The sequence below is a fragment of the Mariniflexile litorale genome, from assembly GCF_031128465.2.
Lineage (GTDB): Bacteria > Bacteroidota > Bacteroidia > Flavobacteriales > Flavobacteriaceae > Mariniflexile > Mariniflexile litorale.
In genome coordinates this window covers 866,347-882,557 of record NZ_CP155618.1, presented here as the reverse complement: position 1 = coordinate 882,557, position 16,211 = coordinate 866,347, and the positions used below count along the sequence as shown (strand labels likewise).

Genomic DNA, 16,211 nt, shown 5'->3' with positions numbered 1-16,211 from the left:
GGTTGTTCATACATTATTTGGTTAAAAAAACGAGACCTTTGCGGACTCAAAAATACGTTATTTTCATTGAAAATAATATTTAAATAATTTGAGTTTGAATCCATGGTATTTTCATTTCTTTATAAAAAAATCATATTAATTAATAAATCGTCATGCTCTCTAAAAGCCAGATAAAATTAATAACGAGTTTAAAGCAAAAAAAATATAGACAGCAGCATGGTTTTTTTGTTGTTGAAGGTGTTAAAACAATAAAAGAACTGTTGCGATCTCGTTTAGAACTTCATGCGTTATATACGACAGAATCATTCAATATTGATGCCAAAGATGAAGTTTTAATTACTGAAACCGATTTAAAGCGTATTAGCTTTTTAACAACACCTAATACGGCATTAGCTATTTTTAAAATACCTTTGCCAAAACCTATAGAATTTACTGGACTTATTGTAGCTATTGATGCGGTTAGAGATCCAGGTAATTTAGGAACTATTATAAGATTGTGTGACTGGTTTGGTGTAAAGAATTTGGTGTGTAGTAACGAAACGGTAGACTGTTTTAATCCAAAAGTTATTCAAGCTACTATGGGTTCTATCACAAGAGTGGCTGTTAATTATGTTGATTTGGCTGAATTTTTAAAGTCTATTAATTTACCAATCTATGGAGCTTTTATGGATGGAGAAAATGTTTACACGGAACCATTACCTGAAAATGGTGTTTTGGTTATGGGTAATGAAGCTAATGGCATATCAAAAGAAGTGGAGGCTATTATTACAGATAAAATATCCATTCCAAGATTTGGCGATTTACAAGCCACTGAAAGTTTAAATGTAGCTACCGCCACCGCTATTTTATTGAGTGAATTTAGAAGGAAGTGAGTTGTTGAGTCGAATAGTTTAAAAACAGCTTAGCAAAAACCATTTATTGAAACGTGAAATTTACAAAAACGCCTCTACTTTTCATGCTATTTACATTGCTAGTCCAAGGACTATTTGGATCTTCATCACGTACAAGCTCATCATTAATTCCAAAAAGCCCTCGAATAGATGGTGTAAATTTGAAGTTGTATAAGTAAAAGTCGATACCAAAGCCTAGTTCGTAAAATATATTGTTTTTGGTAGTTCTAAATTGCCCATTTGAGTTGTCGTTTGGGTTTTCTTCATTACTTGATAAGTTTAATGCTGTTGAAAAACCACCCACAATAAAGGGTTTAAAATTATTGACACGTTTGGTTGAAATTTTTAATAATAAAGGTAAGTGTATATATGTAGATTTTACTTCCCGAATTAAATCGGATGGGGTAACTGTTGTGCCCTGAAAATAGGTTTGGCTATAATACAATTCTCTTGTTGTAATTAATAAACCAGGTTCTAAGCGTAAATCTAAAAATTCGTTGATGCGTAAATTTCCTATTAAACCAACACTAAAGCCTGGGCTTCGTTTCACATAAATATCGCGTAAATCTTCATTATAATCAAAGTTGAAATCGTAATTATTTATTCCTAAAAAATACCCCCAGCGTAATAAGTCATTATCGGTAGAGCCGCTTCCTTGATTTGCATCATAGGTTACCTTTTCTTTCCTAAATAACTGCGCGTTAGAGATTTGACTAATAAGTAAACATGTGATGAATGCAGTAAAATACTTCATAGATTTATTTTGACGATTTATAAATTGTCGCAACACCAAAAGTTTGCGGAAAATCTTCAACATTAATAAACCCAATTTTACGCAAAATATTGTTTAAAGCTTCACCATAAGGAAAAAGAGACGCCGATTCACATAAATATTTATAAGCACTTCTGTCTTTAGAAAATAGCTTACCTATTAAAGGTAAAATATTTTTGGTGTAAAATTTATAACCTTGCAAGTAAGGAAATTTTGTAGGTATTGAGGTTTCTAAAATAACAAACACTCCGTTAGGTTTTAATACTCTGTAGATTTCTTTGAGTCCATTTTCCAAAGTTTCAAAGTTACGTACACCAAAAGCTACGGTAATAGCATCAAAACTGTTGTCTTCAAAAGGCATGTTTTCACTATCGCCTAAAATCATCTCTATTTTAGTGTCTAATGCTTTCTTTTTTATTTTTTCTTTACCAATTTCAAGCATGCCACTGCTTATATCCAAGCCCACAATTTTAGTAGCGTTTGTTTCTGCTAAATTAATAGCTAAATCGCCCGTTCCAGTGGCAATATCTAAAATAGTATTTGGGTTGCTTTCTCTAACTAATTTAACTACTTTTTTGCGCCATTTAATATCAATTCCAAAAGAAATAACACGGTTTAATCCGTCGTAATCTCCAGAAATAGTATCAAACATTTTAGTTACTTGTTCTTTTTTCCCTAAATCGCTGTTTTTGTAAGGCTTAATTTTCGACAATGCTCTGTTTTTTTAGCAAACCTACATAATTTATTTCTACTTTAAAATATCAATTAAAATCTAAATACAGAAATACTGGAATGATTTTTAGCTTTTCAACACGATTAATACGCTAGGTAATCCCTATTTTAATGAAAAAAGTGTAAATTATAGTATATTGCAGGACCTTTTAAAGGTATTAAAAAACGAATATTAATAGATGAAAATAATTATTGCAGGGGCTGGTGAAGTAGGATTTCATTTGGCTAAGTTATTATCTTACGAATCTCAAGAAATTACTTTAATAGACCCCAACAAGGTAAGTTTAGCCCATGCCGATACTCATTTAGATATTCGAGTTATAAGAGGAGACGCTACGTCTATTGCTATTTTGAAAGAATCGCGTGTTAACACGTGCGATTTGTTTATAGCTGTAACATCAAGTGAAACGACTAACATTACCATATGTGTGCTAGCAAAGCAATTGGGAGCTAAAAAAACCATTGCTAGAATTTCCAATACCGAATTTATACACCATAAAGAAGAAGTAGGGTTTACAAAGTTTGGAATTGATGAGTTAATTTCACCCGAAGCCTTAGCAGCATCAGAAATTGAGTTATCATTAAAACAGTCGTCCTTTAATGAAAATTACGAGTTTGAAAATGGAGCACTTACTATGGCTGGGTTAACATTGTCTAGATCGGCATCATTTGTTGGGAAAACGGTTAAAGAAGCTGCCCAAATTTTCCCGGAATTACATTTTGTACCCATTGCTATCCAGCGGTTTGGTACCCAATATACCATTATTCCTCGTGGAGATACGAAGTTTAAACGTGGTGATAATGTGGTGTTTATAACATCGGAAGGTGGTGGTGATGAACTTTGCAGGCTTACGGGAAAACCAAACAAAGCCTTAAAAAACGTAATGATTTTAGGTGGAAGTCAAATAGGGTTTAAAACCGCTAGAGATTTAAGTGAAAAAGGGTTTAATGTAAAACTGTTAGAGGGTAATAGAGATAGAGCATTCGAACTTGCAGAAGTTCTATCAAAGGTTTTGGTTATTAATAGCGACGGACGTAATGTGGATTTGCTAGAAGAAGAAAATATTAGAGACATGGATGCCTTTATTGCCGTTGATGCAAATTCGGAAACTAATATTATGTCTTGTTTGGTGGCTAAATCTAAAGGTATAAAAAAAACCATTGCTTTAGTTGAAAATATGGATTATTTTGAACTCTCGCATTCTATAGGAATTGATACTCTCGTAAATAAAAAGTTGTTAGCGGCCAATAATATTTTTAGATATATACGTCGCGGTGAAGTTGTTGCCATGACCAAACTTAATAATTTAAATGCAGAATTATTGGAGTTTCAAGTAAATGGTACATCGGCAGTATGTAATAAAACAATTAAATCGATTGATTTTCCTAGGTCTGCTATTATTGGTGGTGTGATAAGAGATGGTGTTGGTATGATTGCTTTAGGTGATTTTAAAATTCAAGAAGGCGATCGTGTGGTGGTATGCTGTTTACTTAAATCTATAAAAAGAGTGGAAAAATTATTTCTTTAAAAACTAAATAAATTTAATTAGCTATTGAAACTTAACTATAAAATCATTTTTCATTTTTTGGGGTTATTACTCGTGTTTAACGGTGGTTTTATGCTATTGTCATCGCTTGTAAGTTATATTTATAATGATGGTGTTACATTGCAAATATTTTTTGCAGGTCTTTTTACTATCATAGTTGGTATGGTAACCATGCTTCTTACCACAAAGCATAAAAAAGAAATAAACAAACGTGAAGGTTACATTGTAGTGGCTTTTGGTTGGGTTGTTATGTCTTTGTCTGGAACGTTGCCGTATGTGTTAACAGATAGTATCCCGAATTTTACGAATGCGTTTTTTGAAACCATGTCTGGGTATACGACCACGGGTGCATCTATTTTAAATGATATAGAAGTAATGCCAGAAGGCATCTTGTTTTGGCGAAGTACTACGCATTGGATAGGGGGTATGGGTATTATTGTACTCGCCATTGCTATTTTACCATTATTGGGTATAGGAGGGATGCAGCTTTTTGCTGCCGAAGCTCCAGGACCTAGTGGCGATAAACTACACCCTAGAATTACAGATACAGCCAAACGTTTGTGGCTTATTTATTTTGGATACACTGCAGCTGAAACTTTGTTGCTTAAATGGGCAGGTATGTCTTTTTTCGATGCCATAAACCACTCTATGGCAACTTTATCTACAGGTGGGTTTTCAACAAAAAATGCAAGTGTAGCTTATTGGAATAATCAGCCAATTATCCAATACATAATCATACTATTTATGTTTTTGGCAGGTTCAAACTTTGTATTAAGTTATTTTGCATTTAAAGGAAAAGTTCAAAAAATAATTAAAGATGAGGAGTTTAAACTCTACTTTAAGTTTGTGGTTGTTTTTACCATTATAGCAGCACTTGTTATTTATTTTCAGGCAGATATGTCAAAATCGACCATAAACCACCCTATGGTTTGGGGTAAAGGCGAAAGTGTTTTTAGGCATGCTCTGTTTCAAGTATTATCTGTTATTACAACTACGGGTTTTATAAGTGCAGATTATACCTTATGGACGCCTTTTTTGGTGGTTTTCTTTTTTGGACTCATGTTTCTTGGTGGCTCTGCTGGTAGTACAGCGGGGGGAGTAAAAGTAGTACGTCACTTAATACTTATTAAAAATGGGTTTCTTGAGTTTAAACGAACCCTTCACCCGAATGCTATCGTGCCAGTAAGATATAATAATAAAGCCATAAATAGGTTTATTGTATTTAACGTGTTGGCATTTTTTATACTGTATATGCTATCGTTTATTGTAGGAGCTTTGGTGTTTTCTATGTTCAATATAGATTTTGAATCGGCCATAGGTTTGTCCGCTTCCAGTTTAGGTAATGTAGGGCCTGCACTTGGTGATTTTGGACCAGTAAATAACTATGCCGCGTTACCACCTTTGGCACAATGGTGGTCATCATTTTTAATGCTTATAGGACGATTAGAATTATTTACGGTACTTATTTTATTCACCCCATTCTTCTGGCGGAATAGGTAGTTTAGTTGTGATAAATAGTCTAGTATTTTATCATAAGTACTACATATCCATAATATGAAATAAAAATTTAATGAAACTCCATTTATTAGATCGAAGTACTATCAATAGCAGTTCTTTTTCTGTGAAAATGCACCATGAACCTCATTTTATAAAAACATGGCATTACCATCCAGAATTAGAATTGATTTTTGTTATAAAAAGTTTAGGAACTCTTTTTGTCGGTGATGGCATTGAGAAATTTGAGGATGGTGATCTTGTTTTAATAGGTGAAAATTTGCCTCATATGTGGTTAAATGATGAAATTTTTTTTGAGAAAAATACGTTACTTAAAACCAAAGCCATTGCAATACATTTTAAAAATGACTTTTTAGGTGTTCCGTTTTTTGAAACTCCAGAAATGTTTCACCTACTTAAACTTTTCAAGAAATCTTGTTATGGTATCAAATTTAAAAATGTAAATACTAAATTAACTAAAAGAATAAAAAAAATATTACTTCTTGAGGGTTTTGAAAAGATACTAGCTTTACTTAAAATACTACATGAGTTAGCAAAACATAAAGACTATAAATTATTGTCTAGTGCTGGTTTTTTAAACACTTTTCAACAGACAGAAAATAAAAAACTAGATAAAATTTATGAATATCTTTTTAAGAATTTTGCACAGCCTATTTCTTTAAATGCTGTAGCAGATATAGCTAATATGAATGCTTCTGCTTTTAGTCGTTTTTTTAAAAAAATGCATAACAAAACATTTTCGAAGTATTTGAATGAGTTGAGAATTGGATATGCATGTAAATTATTAATTACAAATAAATACAATGTTTCTCGTGTTTGTTACGAGTCTGGTTTTAATAATATATCAAATTTTAACAGGCAGTTTAAAAGCATTATGGATTTAACACCTTCACAATATTTAGAAAAATTCAAGAATTTTTGAATTATATAATTTTATGATAATATCTATAAAGTCAACGAATAGCTAATTAATTCAAGGATTAAGACTAAATAAGATTTAGGTTGGTTTAAGCTGTGATTTAGATGGTATTATCAAAGCAGAAAAACTTATTGTATTTAACAGAGTTGTAAGAATTACCATTGACCATGACAGAATCTATGAGTGATACTCATAATGATTTGTTTTTAGAGAGAAGTGATTTTTAATCATCTTATATGAACAGACATTCGTAAGAAAAGCCGATGAGTTTCTCTCGGGCTTTTTTTTGTTTTTATGTAGGAAAAATTAATTATATTTACAGAACAATAGCAACTAAAGGCTTACAGTATTCCGGTTTGTGCGAGAAATATGAGTAAATATGTTACTATTCAGAATAGTACTAATTTGAAAGCAAACAACTTAAGTTATGATTTTATCAATTTTACTAAGCTTGATTCTAATGGTACTTGGAATCATTCATTTCAATTGGTTAATGGGAGGTGAATTTGGATTTTCGGAATCGTTACCAACCAAAGAAAATGGAGAAAGAGTATTGAATCCAAAAAAAATTGACAGTGCTATAGTTGGAATTGGACTTATAGCATTCGGAATTTTTTATCTTCTTAAATCTGGGTTTATTGATTATAATTCACCTGAATGGATTATGAAATACGGAAGTTGGATAATTCCAATAATATTTCTTTTACGAGCAATAGGAGAATTTAAATATGTTGGTTTTTTTAAAAGTATAAAAAAAACTGATTTCGGAAAACTGGATACAGAACTCTTTTCTCCTCTATGTTTAATAATCGGAATATTGGGAATAATAATTCAACTTATGGAATAAAAAACTTAGGGTGCATAAAATCTTATAAATAAAGATCCAACTGTTATTATATGAGCTTCTCGTAATAACAAAATCCCGTAAAATTTAGAATGAATCAAGCATTAAGCCGAATTTGAAAACGAATTTCTTAACTTAGGTTCATTGTTTAGATAAATTCATCTTCTGACATTTGTCAAAAAAAAAGAGGAAACCACTTATTGTGCTACTTGTTACATTTACAGTAACACTATTAACTTTAAAACTTATATAGGGTAAATATAACGTTGCCTTTTCTGCTCGTATTGGAATGTCCGTAATGTTATTATTTACAGCATTAGGTTATTTTATATTTACAAATGGTATGACTTTGATGCTACCAAATATTATTCCCTTCAAAAAAGAAATGGTATACTTTACAGCCTTCATTGAAAATTTTATTATGAAAGGTAAACCCGAAAATAGAAAAATAGCAAAAAAATTAAGAAAATTAGGTTTGAAATATAAAAGCGTATTTCCAAAACCTAACTTTTCAATTAAAGATAGATATTTAGTAACAAGTCAAAATCCGTATTCAAGTGATGCATTTAATGCATTGTTTATGAGTGTCTTATTAGAATATAATCAAGTATAAGAGAATCAGTAAAAAGACAATTATAAACTTAAAATGTTTATGAAAAATTATACATTTTATTTATCTGTATTTTGATTCTCTAATTGCAAACTTTAACATTCCTTACCGAGTTTTATAAAAACTTTAAGATTTTTTAGACTTATATTTAACCATATAACTAAAACAATACTCAATTTTCACTTTCGTGGAAATTTAAAAACACAATTCCAATGAAAAAATCAACCTTTATTACCATGATTAGTTTTGTGCTAACTTTATTAGTTTCGACTAACATCAATGCACAGGATTTTGCTAAGTTAGATAAAAGTCCAATGGATGCGGCTTCATTTCCAACAAGCTATAAAGATGCCAATAAACTTATTAAGATTGTTTATAGTAGACCACAATTAAATGGACGAGAAGTTAGTGATTTGGCTAAAAACGGTGAAGTATGGCGTACAGGTGCTAATGAAGCTGCGGAGTTAACACTATACAGAGACATGAAATTAGGAAGTAAAACTATAAAAACAGGTACTTATACTTTTTATGTGATTCCAGGTGATAAAGAATGGACAGCGATTGTTAGTAAAGATTTAAACGTTTGGGGTTCTTATTTTTATAAGGAAGCAAATGATGTAGCACGTTTGAACGTTCCTGTTACATCAGGAGATGCACTTGATGCCTTTTCAATTGCTTTTACCGAAGATGGAAATACCATAAAAATGCATCTAGGCTGGGGAACTATTAGAGTTGTTGTTCCTTTTACAAAATAAATTAGTTTACTGTTTAAATAAAAAAGCATGGTTTTAACGTTAAAACCATGCTTTTTTATTTTATTTATAAAACTTTAAATACGTAACCCAAAAGCCAATATAAAATTAAGAAAACAAAGATGGTTCCGAAACAGCCACATTTGCCTCCTCCTATTTTTTTTGCGCCCCAAGCGGCTCCAATAATCCTTAATAATTTTTCCATAATAATTAATTAGTTACTAATTTAAGGAATATTTAAATATTTATGTGTTTGTAGTGATACTTTCCATTTTGGGTTTGTCATCACATAATCTACAATTTCTGGAATTACTTTATCGCGTTTGCTCCACTCTGGTTGTAAATACAAAATACATTCTTCATTTACTTTGGCTGCTTGTTCTTCCGCAAAGCGAAAATCGTCTTTATTATATATAATTACCTTAAGTTCATGAGCTTTTGCATAAACTTCTTTAGTAGGAAGTTTCATTTTTTTGGGAGATAAACAAATCCAATCCCAAACGCCTGTTAATTTATAAGCTCCAGAGGTTTCAATATGTATTTGTAATCCTTCTGCTTTTAATTGTGTAGTAAGCGGTGTCATATTCCAAGTTAAAGGCTCACCACCTGTAACCACTATGGTATTACTGTATTTTTTTGCATTTTCAACAATTTTTGAAATAGCTGTAGGTGGATGTAAATTAGCATTCCAACTTTCTTTTACATCGCACCAATGACACCCCACATCACAACCACCTATTCTAACAAAATAGGCAGCAGTTCCTTTATGAAAGCCTTCACCTTGTATGGTGTAGAACTCTTCCATTAATGGTAACATTTCACCTTTATTAACTAAGCTTAATAGCTCTTTATTCATTTTAAAAAATTAAACCACAAAGGTACATTTATTTAAAGAAATTCGGTTCATTTTAAAAACTATTGACAATCGGCAAGAATATAATAAATGTGCATTTTGTCGAATAATTTTGCTTTTAAACTTTTTTTTTATACATTTGGTCGATAAATGTAAATTGTTCTCTCTCTCTATGAAAAAAAAATTAACCCTTATAATGATGGTATTATGTCATTATTATACTTTTTCGCAGGTTGGCATAGGTACAACCACACCCAGCAGTTGCTCTATCTTGGATATTGAATCAACTAACCAAGGAGTTTTGTTACCTCGCTTAACAACGATACAAAGAAACGGTATTAGCTCTCCATCCAAAGGATTACTAATTTTCAATGTAAATGCAAATAAGTTTGAATATAATTCTGGTATTCCTTCTACACCTATTTGGTCATCTTTAAGTTCAACCCCTCTTGTAAGTACCGATTCTGGTAATATTTTGTCTACAGGAACAGACTCAGGGGTCTATTTGTCAACAACGACCTACATGGGAAAATTAATTATTACAGGTACAGGCAATCAAATCGTTTCTGGGTTACCATTTAAACCTAGTCAAATAAAATTTACAGCTCATGCCAATATTGAAACCTATAATTTAAATGCTGATAACGGGGTTGGAAACAATAATAACACCTTACAAAACACATTTGGCACCATGTCTGGATTTGCTACAAATTACAGCAATGTTATAAATCAACAGGTTATTTTTATCGGAGGAAGTGGAAATTCAATTAATAATATTTCTAGGTATGCATCCGATAACAATTGCATTGGAATTCGTTATTGCAACCAAAATGGAACTTCTTTAGGATTAACCGTAGCTTCTCTCTCCAGCTTTGACACCAATGGATTTACTATTAATGTAGTCAATCACACTGAAAACATTGTTGTAGTTTATGAAGCTTTTAGATAATTCTAGAATTAAACTTACCTCAGGATTAAATATAATAATGTAAATTGATGTCTCTCTCATGAATATAAAACTTACACTTTTAACAATATTACTTTCTCATTTTTGTATGTCAGCTCAAGTTGGTATTGGTACCACCAATCCAGATGATGGCTCTATACTGCAAATAGATAGTACAACAGGGGCGCTTGTTCCTCCAAGAATGACAGCTACCCAAATGCTATCAATACCAACACCTCTTGATGGTGCTATGGTTTATAACACAACTAGAAACTCTTACTATATATTTAAAAATGGTATATGGTCAAACCTTGACAATAGTACTCTAGTTATAAACAGAAGTTTTGGTGGAGCAAACAATGCCATTTCCACAACAAATGACACGTATTTCGATTACCCAATTGGTCCTTCTAATATATTAATAACAAATCCTGATGTTTATAATGTTACTGCTAATGGTACAATAACAATTAAAGAAACAGGAAATTACCTATTTAGCGCTTCACTATCTGTAAGTAATATGCCTAGTGGAACTAAAAAATACATTATAGCACTTTATGTAAACGGTAGTCTTGTTGGCTACTTAACCAGAGGTCATACCAGTTTGCCGAGTACAGATTATTGGGGTGCCAGTGGTAATATAATCTATCCTATCCATACTAATGATGTCGTAAAATTACAATATGTAGTAAACAATAATGGCAGTACTTTAAATGCAGCATTTGCCAACATAGGGATAACAAAATTAAATTAATTTTTTACATAAAAAAGATTACTTAATACCGGTTATTTTAGATTAGGCTTAGGTTATTTAAGTTAAAAGCATATTTTTTTCTTCTTTTTTTTTCGTGTATTTTTATGCAAAATTAATATTCATGGATAAGAAGGAGGCTTTTTTTAATTATATCACCGAAGGGAATGTTTGTAAAGGTGAATTTATATCTGTTGGTGCTGCCATGCTAAGTGGTGAAACCATACCCAATGCTTTAGTGAATATTCCTTTAAAAACACTCAATCGTCATGGTTTAATAGCTGGTGCCACAGGTACAGGAAAAACAAAATCGTTACAGGTGCTGGCTGAGAATTTAAGCGACAAAGGAATTCCTGTATTGCTCATGGATATTAAAGGGGATTTAAGTGGTATTGCACATGCTAGTCCTGGACATCCCAAAATTGATGAACGCCATGCTCAAATTGGCTTGCCGTTTGAAGCCAAAAGTTTTCCTGTTGAAATTTTAACATTATCTGAACAAGATGGAGTACGTCTTAGAGCAACTGTTAGCGAATTTGGTCCAGTTTTACTATCCAGAATTTTAGACTTATCGGATGCACAATCGGGTGTTGTAGCTGTTATTTTTCAATATTGTGACGATAACAAACTTCCTATTCTCGATTTAAAAGATTTCAAAAAAATATTACAATACGCTACTCAAGAAGGTAAAGCAGAATTTGATGAGGCCTATGGACGTATTTCAACCGCTTCCACAGGTGCTATTTTACGCAAAATAGTAGAATTAGAACAACAAGGTGCCGATTTGTTTTTTGGAGAAACCTCGTTTGACGTAGATGATTTATTACGTGTAGACAATAGCGGAAGAGGTTATATTAATATTTTAAGATTAACCGATATTCAAGATCGACCCAAGTTATTCTCAACATTTATGTTGAGTTTGCTTGCCGAAATATATTCCACATTCCCAGAACAAGGAGACAGCGACCGACCTGAATTAGTGATTTTTATAGACGAAGCACATTTAATTTTTAATGAAGCTTCCAAGGCTTTACTTAATCAAATTGAAAGCATCGTTAAATTAATCCGTAGTAAAGGTGTTGGTTTGTATTTTGTAACTCAAAATCCAACCGATGTACCCGAAGCTGTGTTGAGTCAGTTAGGTTTAAAAATTCAACATGCTCTTAGAGCCTTTACTGCTAAAGATAGAAAAGCTATAAAATTAACTGCACAAAATTATCCCGATTCCGAATATTATAATACGGTTGAAGTATTAACATCGCTTGGAACAGGAGAAGCGTTGGTTTCCGCTCTTGATGAAAAAGGACGCCCAACGCCTCTCGCAGCTACCATGATGCGGGCGCCCATGAGTAGAATGGATATCTTATCTGATGAGGAATTAAAAACCTTGAATTCAAAATCGAAATTAGTCAAGAAATACAATGAAACTATAGACCGAGAAAGTGCTTACGAACTACTTAATAAAAAAATAGAGCAATCTGAAGCAGAAGAAGCAAAAGAAAAAGCTAGATTAGAAAAAGAAGCTCTTGAAAAAGCCCAATCAAAACAACGTTCTACAACTTCTAGAAGAAAAAGTACAGCAATGAATCCTATTATTAAAGTACTTACCAGTGCCACTTTTATTCGTAGCGTTTTTGGTATTTTAACTAAAGTGATGAAGAAATAAGTTGATTATAACTTTTAAAAACTGGAATAATTAATGAATCCATTCTTATCAAAACTATTGGTTGATCTCGCCCGAAAACGAATTCAATCTAAACAAAAAAATCAAGAAGTAAGCAAAAAACAAATAGTTCCTTTAGTTAGACGGTTTCAGGTTGAAATATCTCATGCTATTAAAGAATATGTTTTTATTATAATAGGTGTGTTTTCTGCAGGATTTGGTTTGAAAGGTTTTTTGCTGCCAAACCGTTTTATTGATGGAGGAGCTACAGGCATTTCGCTGTTACTCCAAAACGTAACTTCTTTAGATTTAAGTTACTTTTTAATTATTGTAAACCTACCGTTCTTAATATTAGCGTCTAAAACCTTTAGTATTAAATTTGCGATTAGAAGTATGGCTGCCATTGCACTTTTAGCTTTCGTCGTGCATTTTGTGGAATATCCAACCGTTACAGAAGATAAATTATTAATTTCTGTTTTTGGTGGTTTCTTTTTAGGCTTAGGAATTGGTATGTCTATGCGAGGTGGAAGTGTTATCGATGGCACCGAAGTTTTAGCCATATTTTTAAGCAGAAAATTATCGTTAACCATTGGGGATGTCTTGTTATTAATCAATATATTCATATTTTCTGTTGGTGCGTATATTCTATCTATTGAAACAGCACTTTATGCTATTTTAACTTATCTAGCAGCAGCAAAAACAGTCGATTTTGTAGTAGATGGTGTTGAAGAATATGTGGGTGTTACCATCATTTCTAATAAGCATGAAGATTTACGTATCATGGTTACCGAAAAATTGCAGAGAGCCTGCACGATTTATGCTGGCAAAGGTGGTTTTGGAAAAAGTGGAGATAGTTATGATAAAGATATTATTTACACTGTTGTTACCCGTTTAGAACTTGCCAAATTACAGACAGAAATTGACAAAATTGACAAAAATGCCTTTATTATTATGGGTATTGTTAAAGATTTAAAAGGTGGAATGATTAAGAAGAAACCTTTGAAATAGGCTTTAGACGGTAGAAAAAAATGAAATAATGTCACAAAAAAAATACATTATACAAAACAATCCCTTTGTTGTCCCAACAACCGATGGAAAAATAATAAAAGAGCATTTTGGAGTTGCAACCAATGGTAACTCTAATATTAGTATTGCCCACATGAAAGCACCCGCTGGCTGGAGTGAACCTTTTCAAACTCCTGAATTCGACGAATACACATTTATAATTAGAGGTAGAAAACAGTTTGTAATAGAAGATGAAACTATTGTTTTGGAAGCTGGTCAATCTATTAAAATTTTAAAGAATACCCGTGTTCAATATTCCAATCCGTTTACTGAAGTATGCGAATATCTTGCTATTTGCATGCCTGCTTTTTCTATGAATTTAGTAAATAGAGAGGATTAGATGAAAGCGTATCTTATGAAAATTATTGGAGGTTTTATAAACTTCATTAGCTACTTTTCTCCAAATTATGCAGCACATTTAGCTGTCTTTTTATTTTCAAAACCAAAAAAAGGAAAAATTAAAGAGAATGAAGCTCCTTTTTTAAATACAGCTACAAAAGAAACTGTTTTTTATCAAAATATACCCATTGCAACCTATCATTGGAGGGGCAATAAAGAAACTATTTTGTTAGTACACGGTTGGGAAAGTAATGCGTTTAGATGGAAAGACCTCATCGAAATGTTGCAATCCAAAGATTATAATATTATAGCCATAGACGCACCTGCACACGGTAACTCTGGGAATAAAATATTCAATGTTTTTATATATTCCGAGTGTATTCATGCTGTGGCATCTCATTTTGAAATTGATGCCATTATAGGGCATTCTGTCGGTGCTACAGCTTCAGCTATTTCATTACATAATTACCATTCTCCTATTAAAAAGCTCGTGTCGTTAGGGGCGCCTTCAAACTTTGCTGGTATTATTAATAATTATAGACTCATGATGGGGTATAGTAAACGCGTTTCAGATGCCATGAATCAATATTATTTAAAACATTATGATCATGAGCCAGATTATTTTTCTGCTAAAAATTTCCTCAAAGATATTCAAGCAAAAGGACTCATTATTCACGATAAAAAAGATAGAATTATATCCTATAGAGATGCTTTAGATATTTCTCGACATTACCATGATTCTAAACTTATAAAAACGGTAGGTCTTGGTCATGGTTTAAAAAGCCAACAAGTTTACAACCATATTTTGGAGTTTTTAAACGCATAGATTTGTTGTACTTTTGAACCTGGAGTCCATAATGGGCATTTAGCAACAAAACTATTATATATATCTTGATTGATTTTAAATGGTTTTTGATTTTTTATTCAAATGGAAACAGAATTGAAGCGTATTAATAAATTTTTAAGTGAAGTGGGTTATTGTTCACGCAGGGAAGCCGATAAACTTATTGAAGCTGGTAGAGTAACCATAAACGGTTCGATCCCTGAAATGGGCACCAAATTAGCAGCTCATGATGTGGTTCATGTGGATGGAAAAGAAATTATTAATTCAAATGTATCCTTTGTTTATCTTGCTTTTAACAAACCTGTTGGAATTGTTTGTACTACCGATACCAGTGTAGAAAAAGATAATATCATCGATTTTATAAATTACCCAAAACGTATTTTTCCAATTGGACGATTAGATAAGCCTAGTGAAGGTTTGATTCTTTTAACTGATGATGGAGATATTGTAAATAAAATTCTTCGTGCTAGTAACAATCACGAAAAAGAATATATTGTTAAAGTTGATAAACCAATTTCTCAAACCTTTATAGAACGCATGTCTAGTGGGATTCCTTTAGAAGAATTGGATAAGGTTACTAAAAAATGTCTGGTTGAAAAGATAAATACTTATGAGTTTAGAATTATTTTAACTCAAGGATTAAACCGACAAATCCGTAGAATGTGCGAGTACTTAACTTATGAGGTTGAAACTCTGAAACGTGTACGCATCATGAATATTAAACTCGATATGCCACTTGGTGAATATCGAGAGCTAACGAAAGAAGAATTTATAGAATTAAATAGGCTGCTTAGTGATTCAAATAAAGTATATAATGCCAAAAAAGTGCGTCGGAAGTAATTTATAAATACCAAAACAAACTCCTTATTAATATGGGAATTTTAAAACACTCTCAGTTAATTTTGTAATAATCTTGGTTGTCTTTAGTTGTAATTTGGCTTCAAAATAAATTTTGAAATTATGATACGAATATTAGCACTCATTTTGACTATTGGAGGCATGATATCCTTAATAATAGGTGTTTTAGGAGTTTTTGGAAACAACTTAGTAGCACTTAGCCCGTGGGCATTAACTATTTTAGGTAGTATTTTCTTTATCGCAGGCGTTTCTATGCTTAAATACAGAAAAGACGAACCAATAATTAATGAGTAGAAAGCTTCATTTTAAAT

At 31.9% G+C, this 16,211-nt stretch carries 18 protein-coding genes; 15 read left to right on the top strand and 3 right to left on the bottom strand.

What is annotated here, in order from left to right; translation table 11 throughout:
• Window positions 1-152: 152 nt before the first annotated feature.
• Complete coding sequence (locus QLS71_RS03510; protein ID WP_308990532.1) at window positions 153-872, top strand: RNA methyltransferase; 720 nt, start codon at window positions 153-155, stop codon at window positions 870-872.
• Between the two features lie 43 nt (window positions 873-915).
• On the opposite strand, the gene QLS71_RS03505 is transcribed toward QLS71_RS03510, so the two are convergent.
• A complete protein-coding gene (locus QLS71_RS03505) occupies window positions 916-1,644 on the bottom strand; it encodes a porin family protein (RefSeq protein ID WP_308990531.1) in 729 nt (242 codons plus the stop codon).
• A 4-nt stretch (window positions 1,645-1,648) separates the two neighbouring features.
• Entirely contained in the window at window positions 1,649-2,374 is a 726-nt protein-coding gene (gene ubiE, locus QLS71_RS03500; protein ID WP_308990530.1) for a bifunctional demethylmenaquinone methyltransferase/2-methoxy-6-polyprenyl-1,4-benzoquinol methylase UbiE, read from the bottom strand.
• Window positions 2,375-2,573: 199 nt separating this feature from the next.
• On the opposite strand from ubiE, the gene trkA reads away from it, so the two are divergent.
• From trkA to QLS71_RS03470, 6 genes are all read left to right on the top strand, one after another.
• Entirely contained in the window at window positions 2,574-3,923 is a 1,350-nt protein-coding gene (gene trkA / locus QLS71_RS03495; RefSeq protein WP_308990529.1) for a Trk system potassium transporter TrkA, read from the top strand.
• A gap of 24 nt (window positions 3,924-3,947) precedes the next feature.
• Window positions 3,948-5,441 (top strand): potassium transporter TrkG, encoded by a 1,494-nt coding sequence (locus QLS71_RS03490; protein WP_308990528.1) that lies wholly within the window; start codon window positions 3,948-3,950, stop codon window positions 5,439-5,441.
• Between the two features lie 70 nt (window positions 5,442-5,511).
• A complete protein-coding gene (locus QLS71_RS03485; RefSeq protein WP_308990527.1) occupies window positions 5,512-6,378 on the top strand; it encodes an AraC family transcriptional regulator in 867 nt (288 codons plus the stop codon).
• A 457-nt stretch (window positions 6,379-6,835) separates the two neighbouring features.
• Window positions 6,836-7,222, top strand: coding sequence for a DUF3995 domain-containing protein (locus QLS71_RS03480; protein ID WP_308990526.1), 387 nt, complete (start codon window positions 6,836-6,838; stop codon window positions 7,220-7,222).
• A gap of 295 nt (window positions 7,223-7,517) precedes the next feature.
• Window positions 7,518-7,832: a hypothetical protein gene (locus QLS71_RS03475; protein ID WP_308990525.1), complete on the top strand. Its 315-nt coding sequence runs from the start codon at window positions 7,518-7,520 to the stop codon at window positions 7,830-7,832.
• Window positions 7,833-8,041: 209 nt separating this feature from the next.
• Window positions 8,042-8,584, top strand: coding sequence for a DUF2911 domain-containing protein (locus tag QLS71_RS03470; protein WP_308990524.1), 543 nt, complete (start codon window positions 8,042-8,044; stop codon window positions 8,582-8,584).
• A 223-nt stretch (window positions 8,585-8,807) separates the two neighbouring features.
• On the opposite strand, the gene QLS71_RS03465 is transcribed toward QLS71_RS03470, so the two are convergent.
• Complete coding sequence (locus QLS71_RS03465; protein ID WP_308990523.1) at window positions 8,808-9,437, bottom strand: 7-carboxy-7-deazaguanine synthase QueE; 630 nt, start codon at window positions 9,435-9,437, stop codon at window positions 8,808-8,810.
• A gap of 169 nt (window positions 9,438-9,606) precedes the next feature.
• On the opposite strand from QLS71_RS03465, the gene QLS71_RS03460 reads away from it, so the two are divergent.
• The 8 genes from QLS71_RS03460 to QLS71_RS03425 all read left to right on the top strand — a co-directional run bounded on the left by QLS71_RS03460 (window position 9,607) and on the right by QLS71_RS03425 (window position 16,194).
• Entirely contained in the window at window positions 9,607-10,383 is a 777-nt protein-coding gene (locus tag QLS71_RS03460; RefSeq protein ID WP_308990522.1) for a hypothetical protein, read from the top strand.
• Between the two features lie 106 nt (window positions 10,384-10,489).
• Window positions 10,490-11,134, top strand: coding sequence for a hypothetical protein (locus QLS71_RS03455; RefSeq protein ID WP_348636605.1), 645 nt, complete (start codon window positions 10,490-10,492; stop codon window positions 11,132-11,134).
• A gap of 121 nt (window positions 11,135-11,255) precedes the next feature.
• A complete protein-coding gene (locus QLS71_RS03450; RefSeq protein ID WP_308990520.1) occupies window positions 11,256-12,797 on the top strand; it encodes a helicase HerA-like domain-containing protein in 1,542 nt (513 codons plus the stop codon).
• 33 nt (window positions 12,798-12,830) lie between these two features.
• A complete protein-coding gene (locus QLS71_RS03445; protein ID WP_308990519.1) occupies window positions 12,831-13,802 on the top strand; it encodes a YitT family protein in 972 nt (323 codons plus the stop codon).
• Window positions 13,803-13,830: 28 nt separating this feature from the next.
• Window positions 13,831-14,199 (top strand): cupin domain-containing protein, encoded by a 369-nt coding sequence (locus tag QLS71_RS03440; protein ID WP_308990518.1) that lies wholly within the window; start codon window positions 13,831-13,833, stop codon window positions 14,197-14,199.
• 15 nt (window positions 14,200-14,214) lie between these two features.
• Complete coding sequence (locus QLS71_RS03435) at window positions 14,215-15,024, top strand: alpha/beta fold hydrolase (RefSeq protein ID WP_348636604.1); 810 nt, start codon at window positions 14,215-14,217, stop codon at window positions 15,022-15,024.
• A gap of 102 nt (window positions 15,025-15,126) precedes the next feature.
• Window positions 15,127-15,882 (top strand): pseudouridine synthase, encoded by a 756-nt coding sequence (locus QLS71_RS03430; protein ID WP_308990516.1) that lies wholly within the window; start codon window positions 15,127-15,129, stop codon window positions 15,880-15,882.
• A 120-nt stretch (window positions 15,883-16,002) separates the two neighbouring features.
• Window positions 16,003-16,194, top strand: a complete 192-nt coding sequence (locus QLS71_RS03425; RefSeq protein WP_308990515.1) for a hypothetical protein — start codon at window positions 16,003-16,005, stop codon at window positions 16,192-16,194.
• Window positions 16,195-16,211 lie beyond the last annotated feature (17 nt).

Bases quoted from the DNA above. Each gene is read 5' to 3' on its own strand.
- QLS71_RS03510 (WP_308990532.1), top strand. From the start codon at position 153: ATGCTCTCTAAAAGCCAGATAAAATTAATAACGAGTTTAAAGCAAAAA.
- QLS71_RS03505 (WP_308990531.1), bottom strand. From the start codon at position 1,644: ATGAAGTATTTTACTGCATTCATCACATGTTTACTTATTAGTCAAATC.
- trkA (WP_308990529.1), top strand. From the start codon at position 2,574: ATGAAAATAATTATTGCAGGGGCTGGTGAAGTAGGATTTCATTTGGCT.
- QLS71_RS03485 (WP_308990527.1), top strand. From the start codon at position 5,512: ATGAAACTCCATTTATTAGATCGAAGTACTATCAATAGCAGTTCTTTT.
- QLS71_RS03480 (WP_308990526.1), top strand. From the start codon at position 6,836: ATGGTACTTGGAATCATTCATTTCAATTGGTTAATGGGAGGTGAATTT.
- QLS71_RS03475 (WP_308990525.1), top strand. From the start codon at position 7,518: ATGTTATTATTTACAGCATTAGGTTATTTTATATTTACAAATGGTATG.
- QLS71_RS03470 (WP_308990524.1), top strand. From the start codon at position 8,042: ATGAAAAAATCAACCTTTATTACCATGATTAGTTTTGTGCTAACTTTA.
- QLS71_RS03465 (WP_308990523.1), bottom strand. From the start codon at position 9,437: ATGAATAAAGAGCTATTAAGCTTAGTTAATAAAGGTGAAATGTTACCA.
- QLS71_RS03460 (WP_308990522.1), top strand. From the start codon at position 9,607: ATGAAAAAAAAATTAACCCTTATAATGATGGTATTATGTCATTATTAT.
- QLS71_RS03455 (WP_348636605.1), top strand. From the start codon at position 10,490: ATGTCAGCTCAAGTTGGTATTGGTACCACCAATCCAGATGATGGCTCT.
- QLS71_RS03450 (WP_308990520.1), top strand. From the start codon at position 11,256: ATGGATAAGAAGGAGGCTTTTTTTAATTATATCACCGAAGGGAATGTT.
- QLS71_RS03445 (WP_308990519.1), top strand. From the start codon at position 12,831: ATGAATCCATTCTTATCAAAACTATTGGTTGATCTCGCCCGAAAACGA.
- QLS71_RS03440 (WP_308990518.1), top strand. From the start codon at position 13,831: ATGTCACAAAAAAAATACATTATACAAAACAATCCCTTTGTTGTCCCA.
- QLS71_RS03435 (WP_348636604.1), top strand. From the start codon at position 14,215: ATGAAAATTATTGGAGGTTTTATAAACTTCATTAGCTACTTTTCTCCA.
- QLS71_RS03430 (WP_308990516.1), top strand. From the start codon at position 15,127: ATGGAAACAGAATTGAAGCGTATTAATAAATTTTTAAGTGAAGTGGGT.
- QLS71_RS03425 (WP_308990515.1), top strand. From the start codon at position 16,003: ATGATACGAATATTAGCACTCATTTTGACTATTGGAGGCATGATATCC.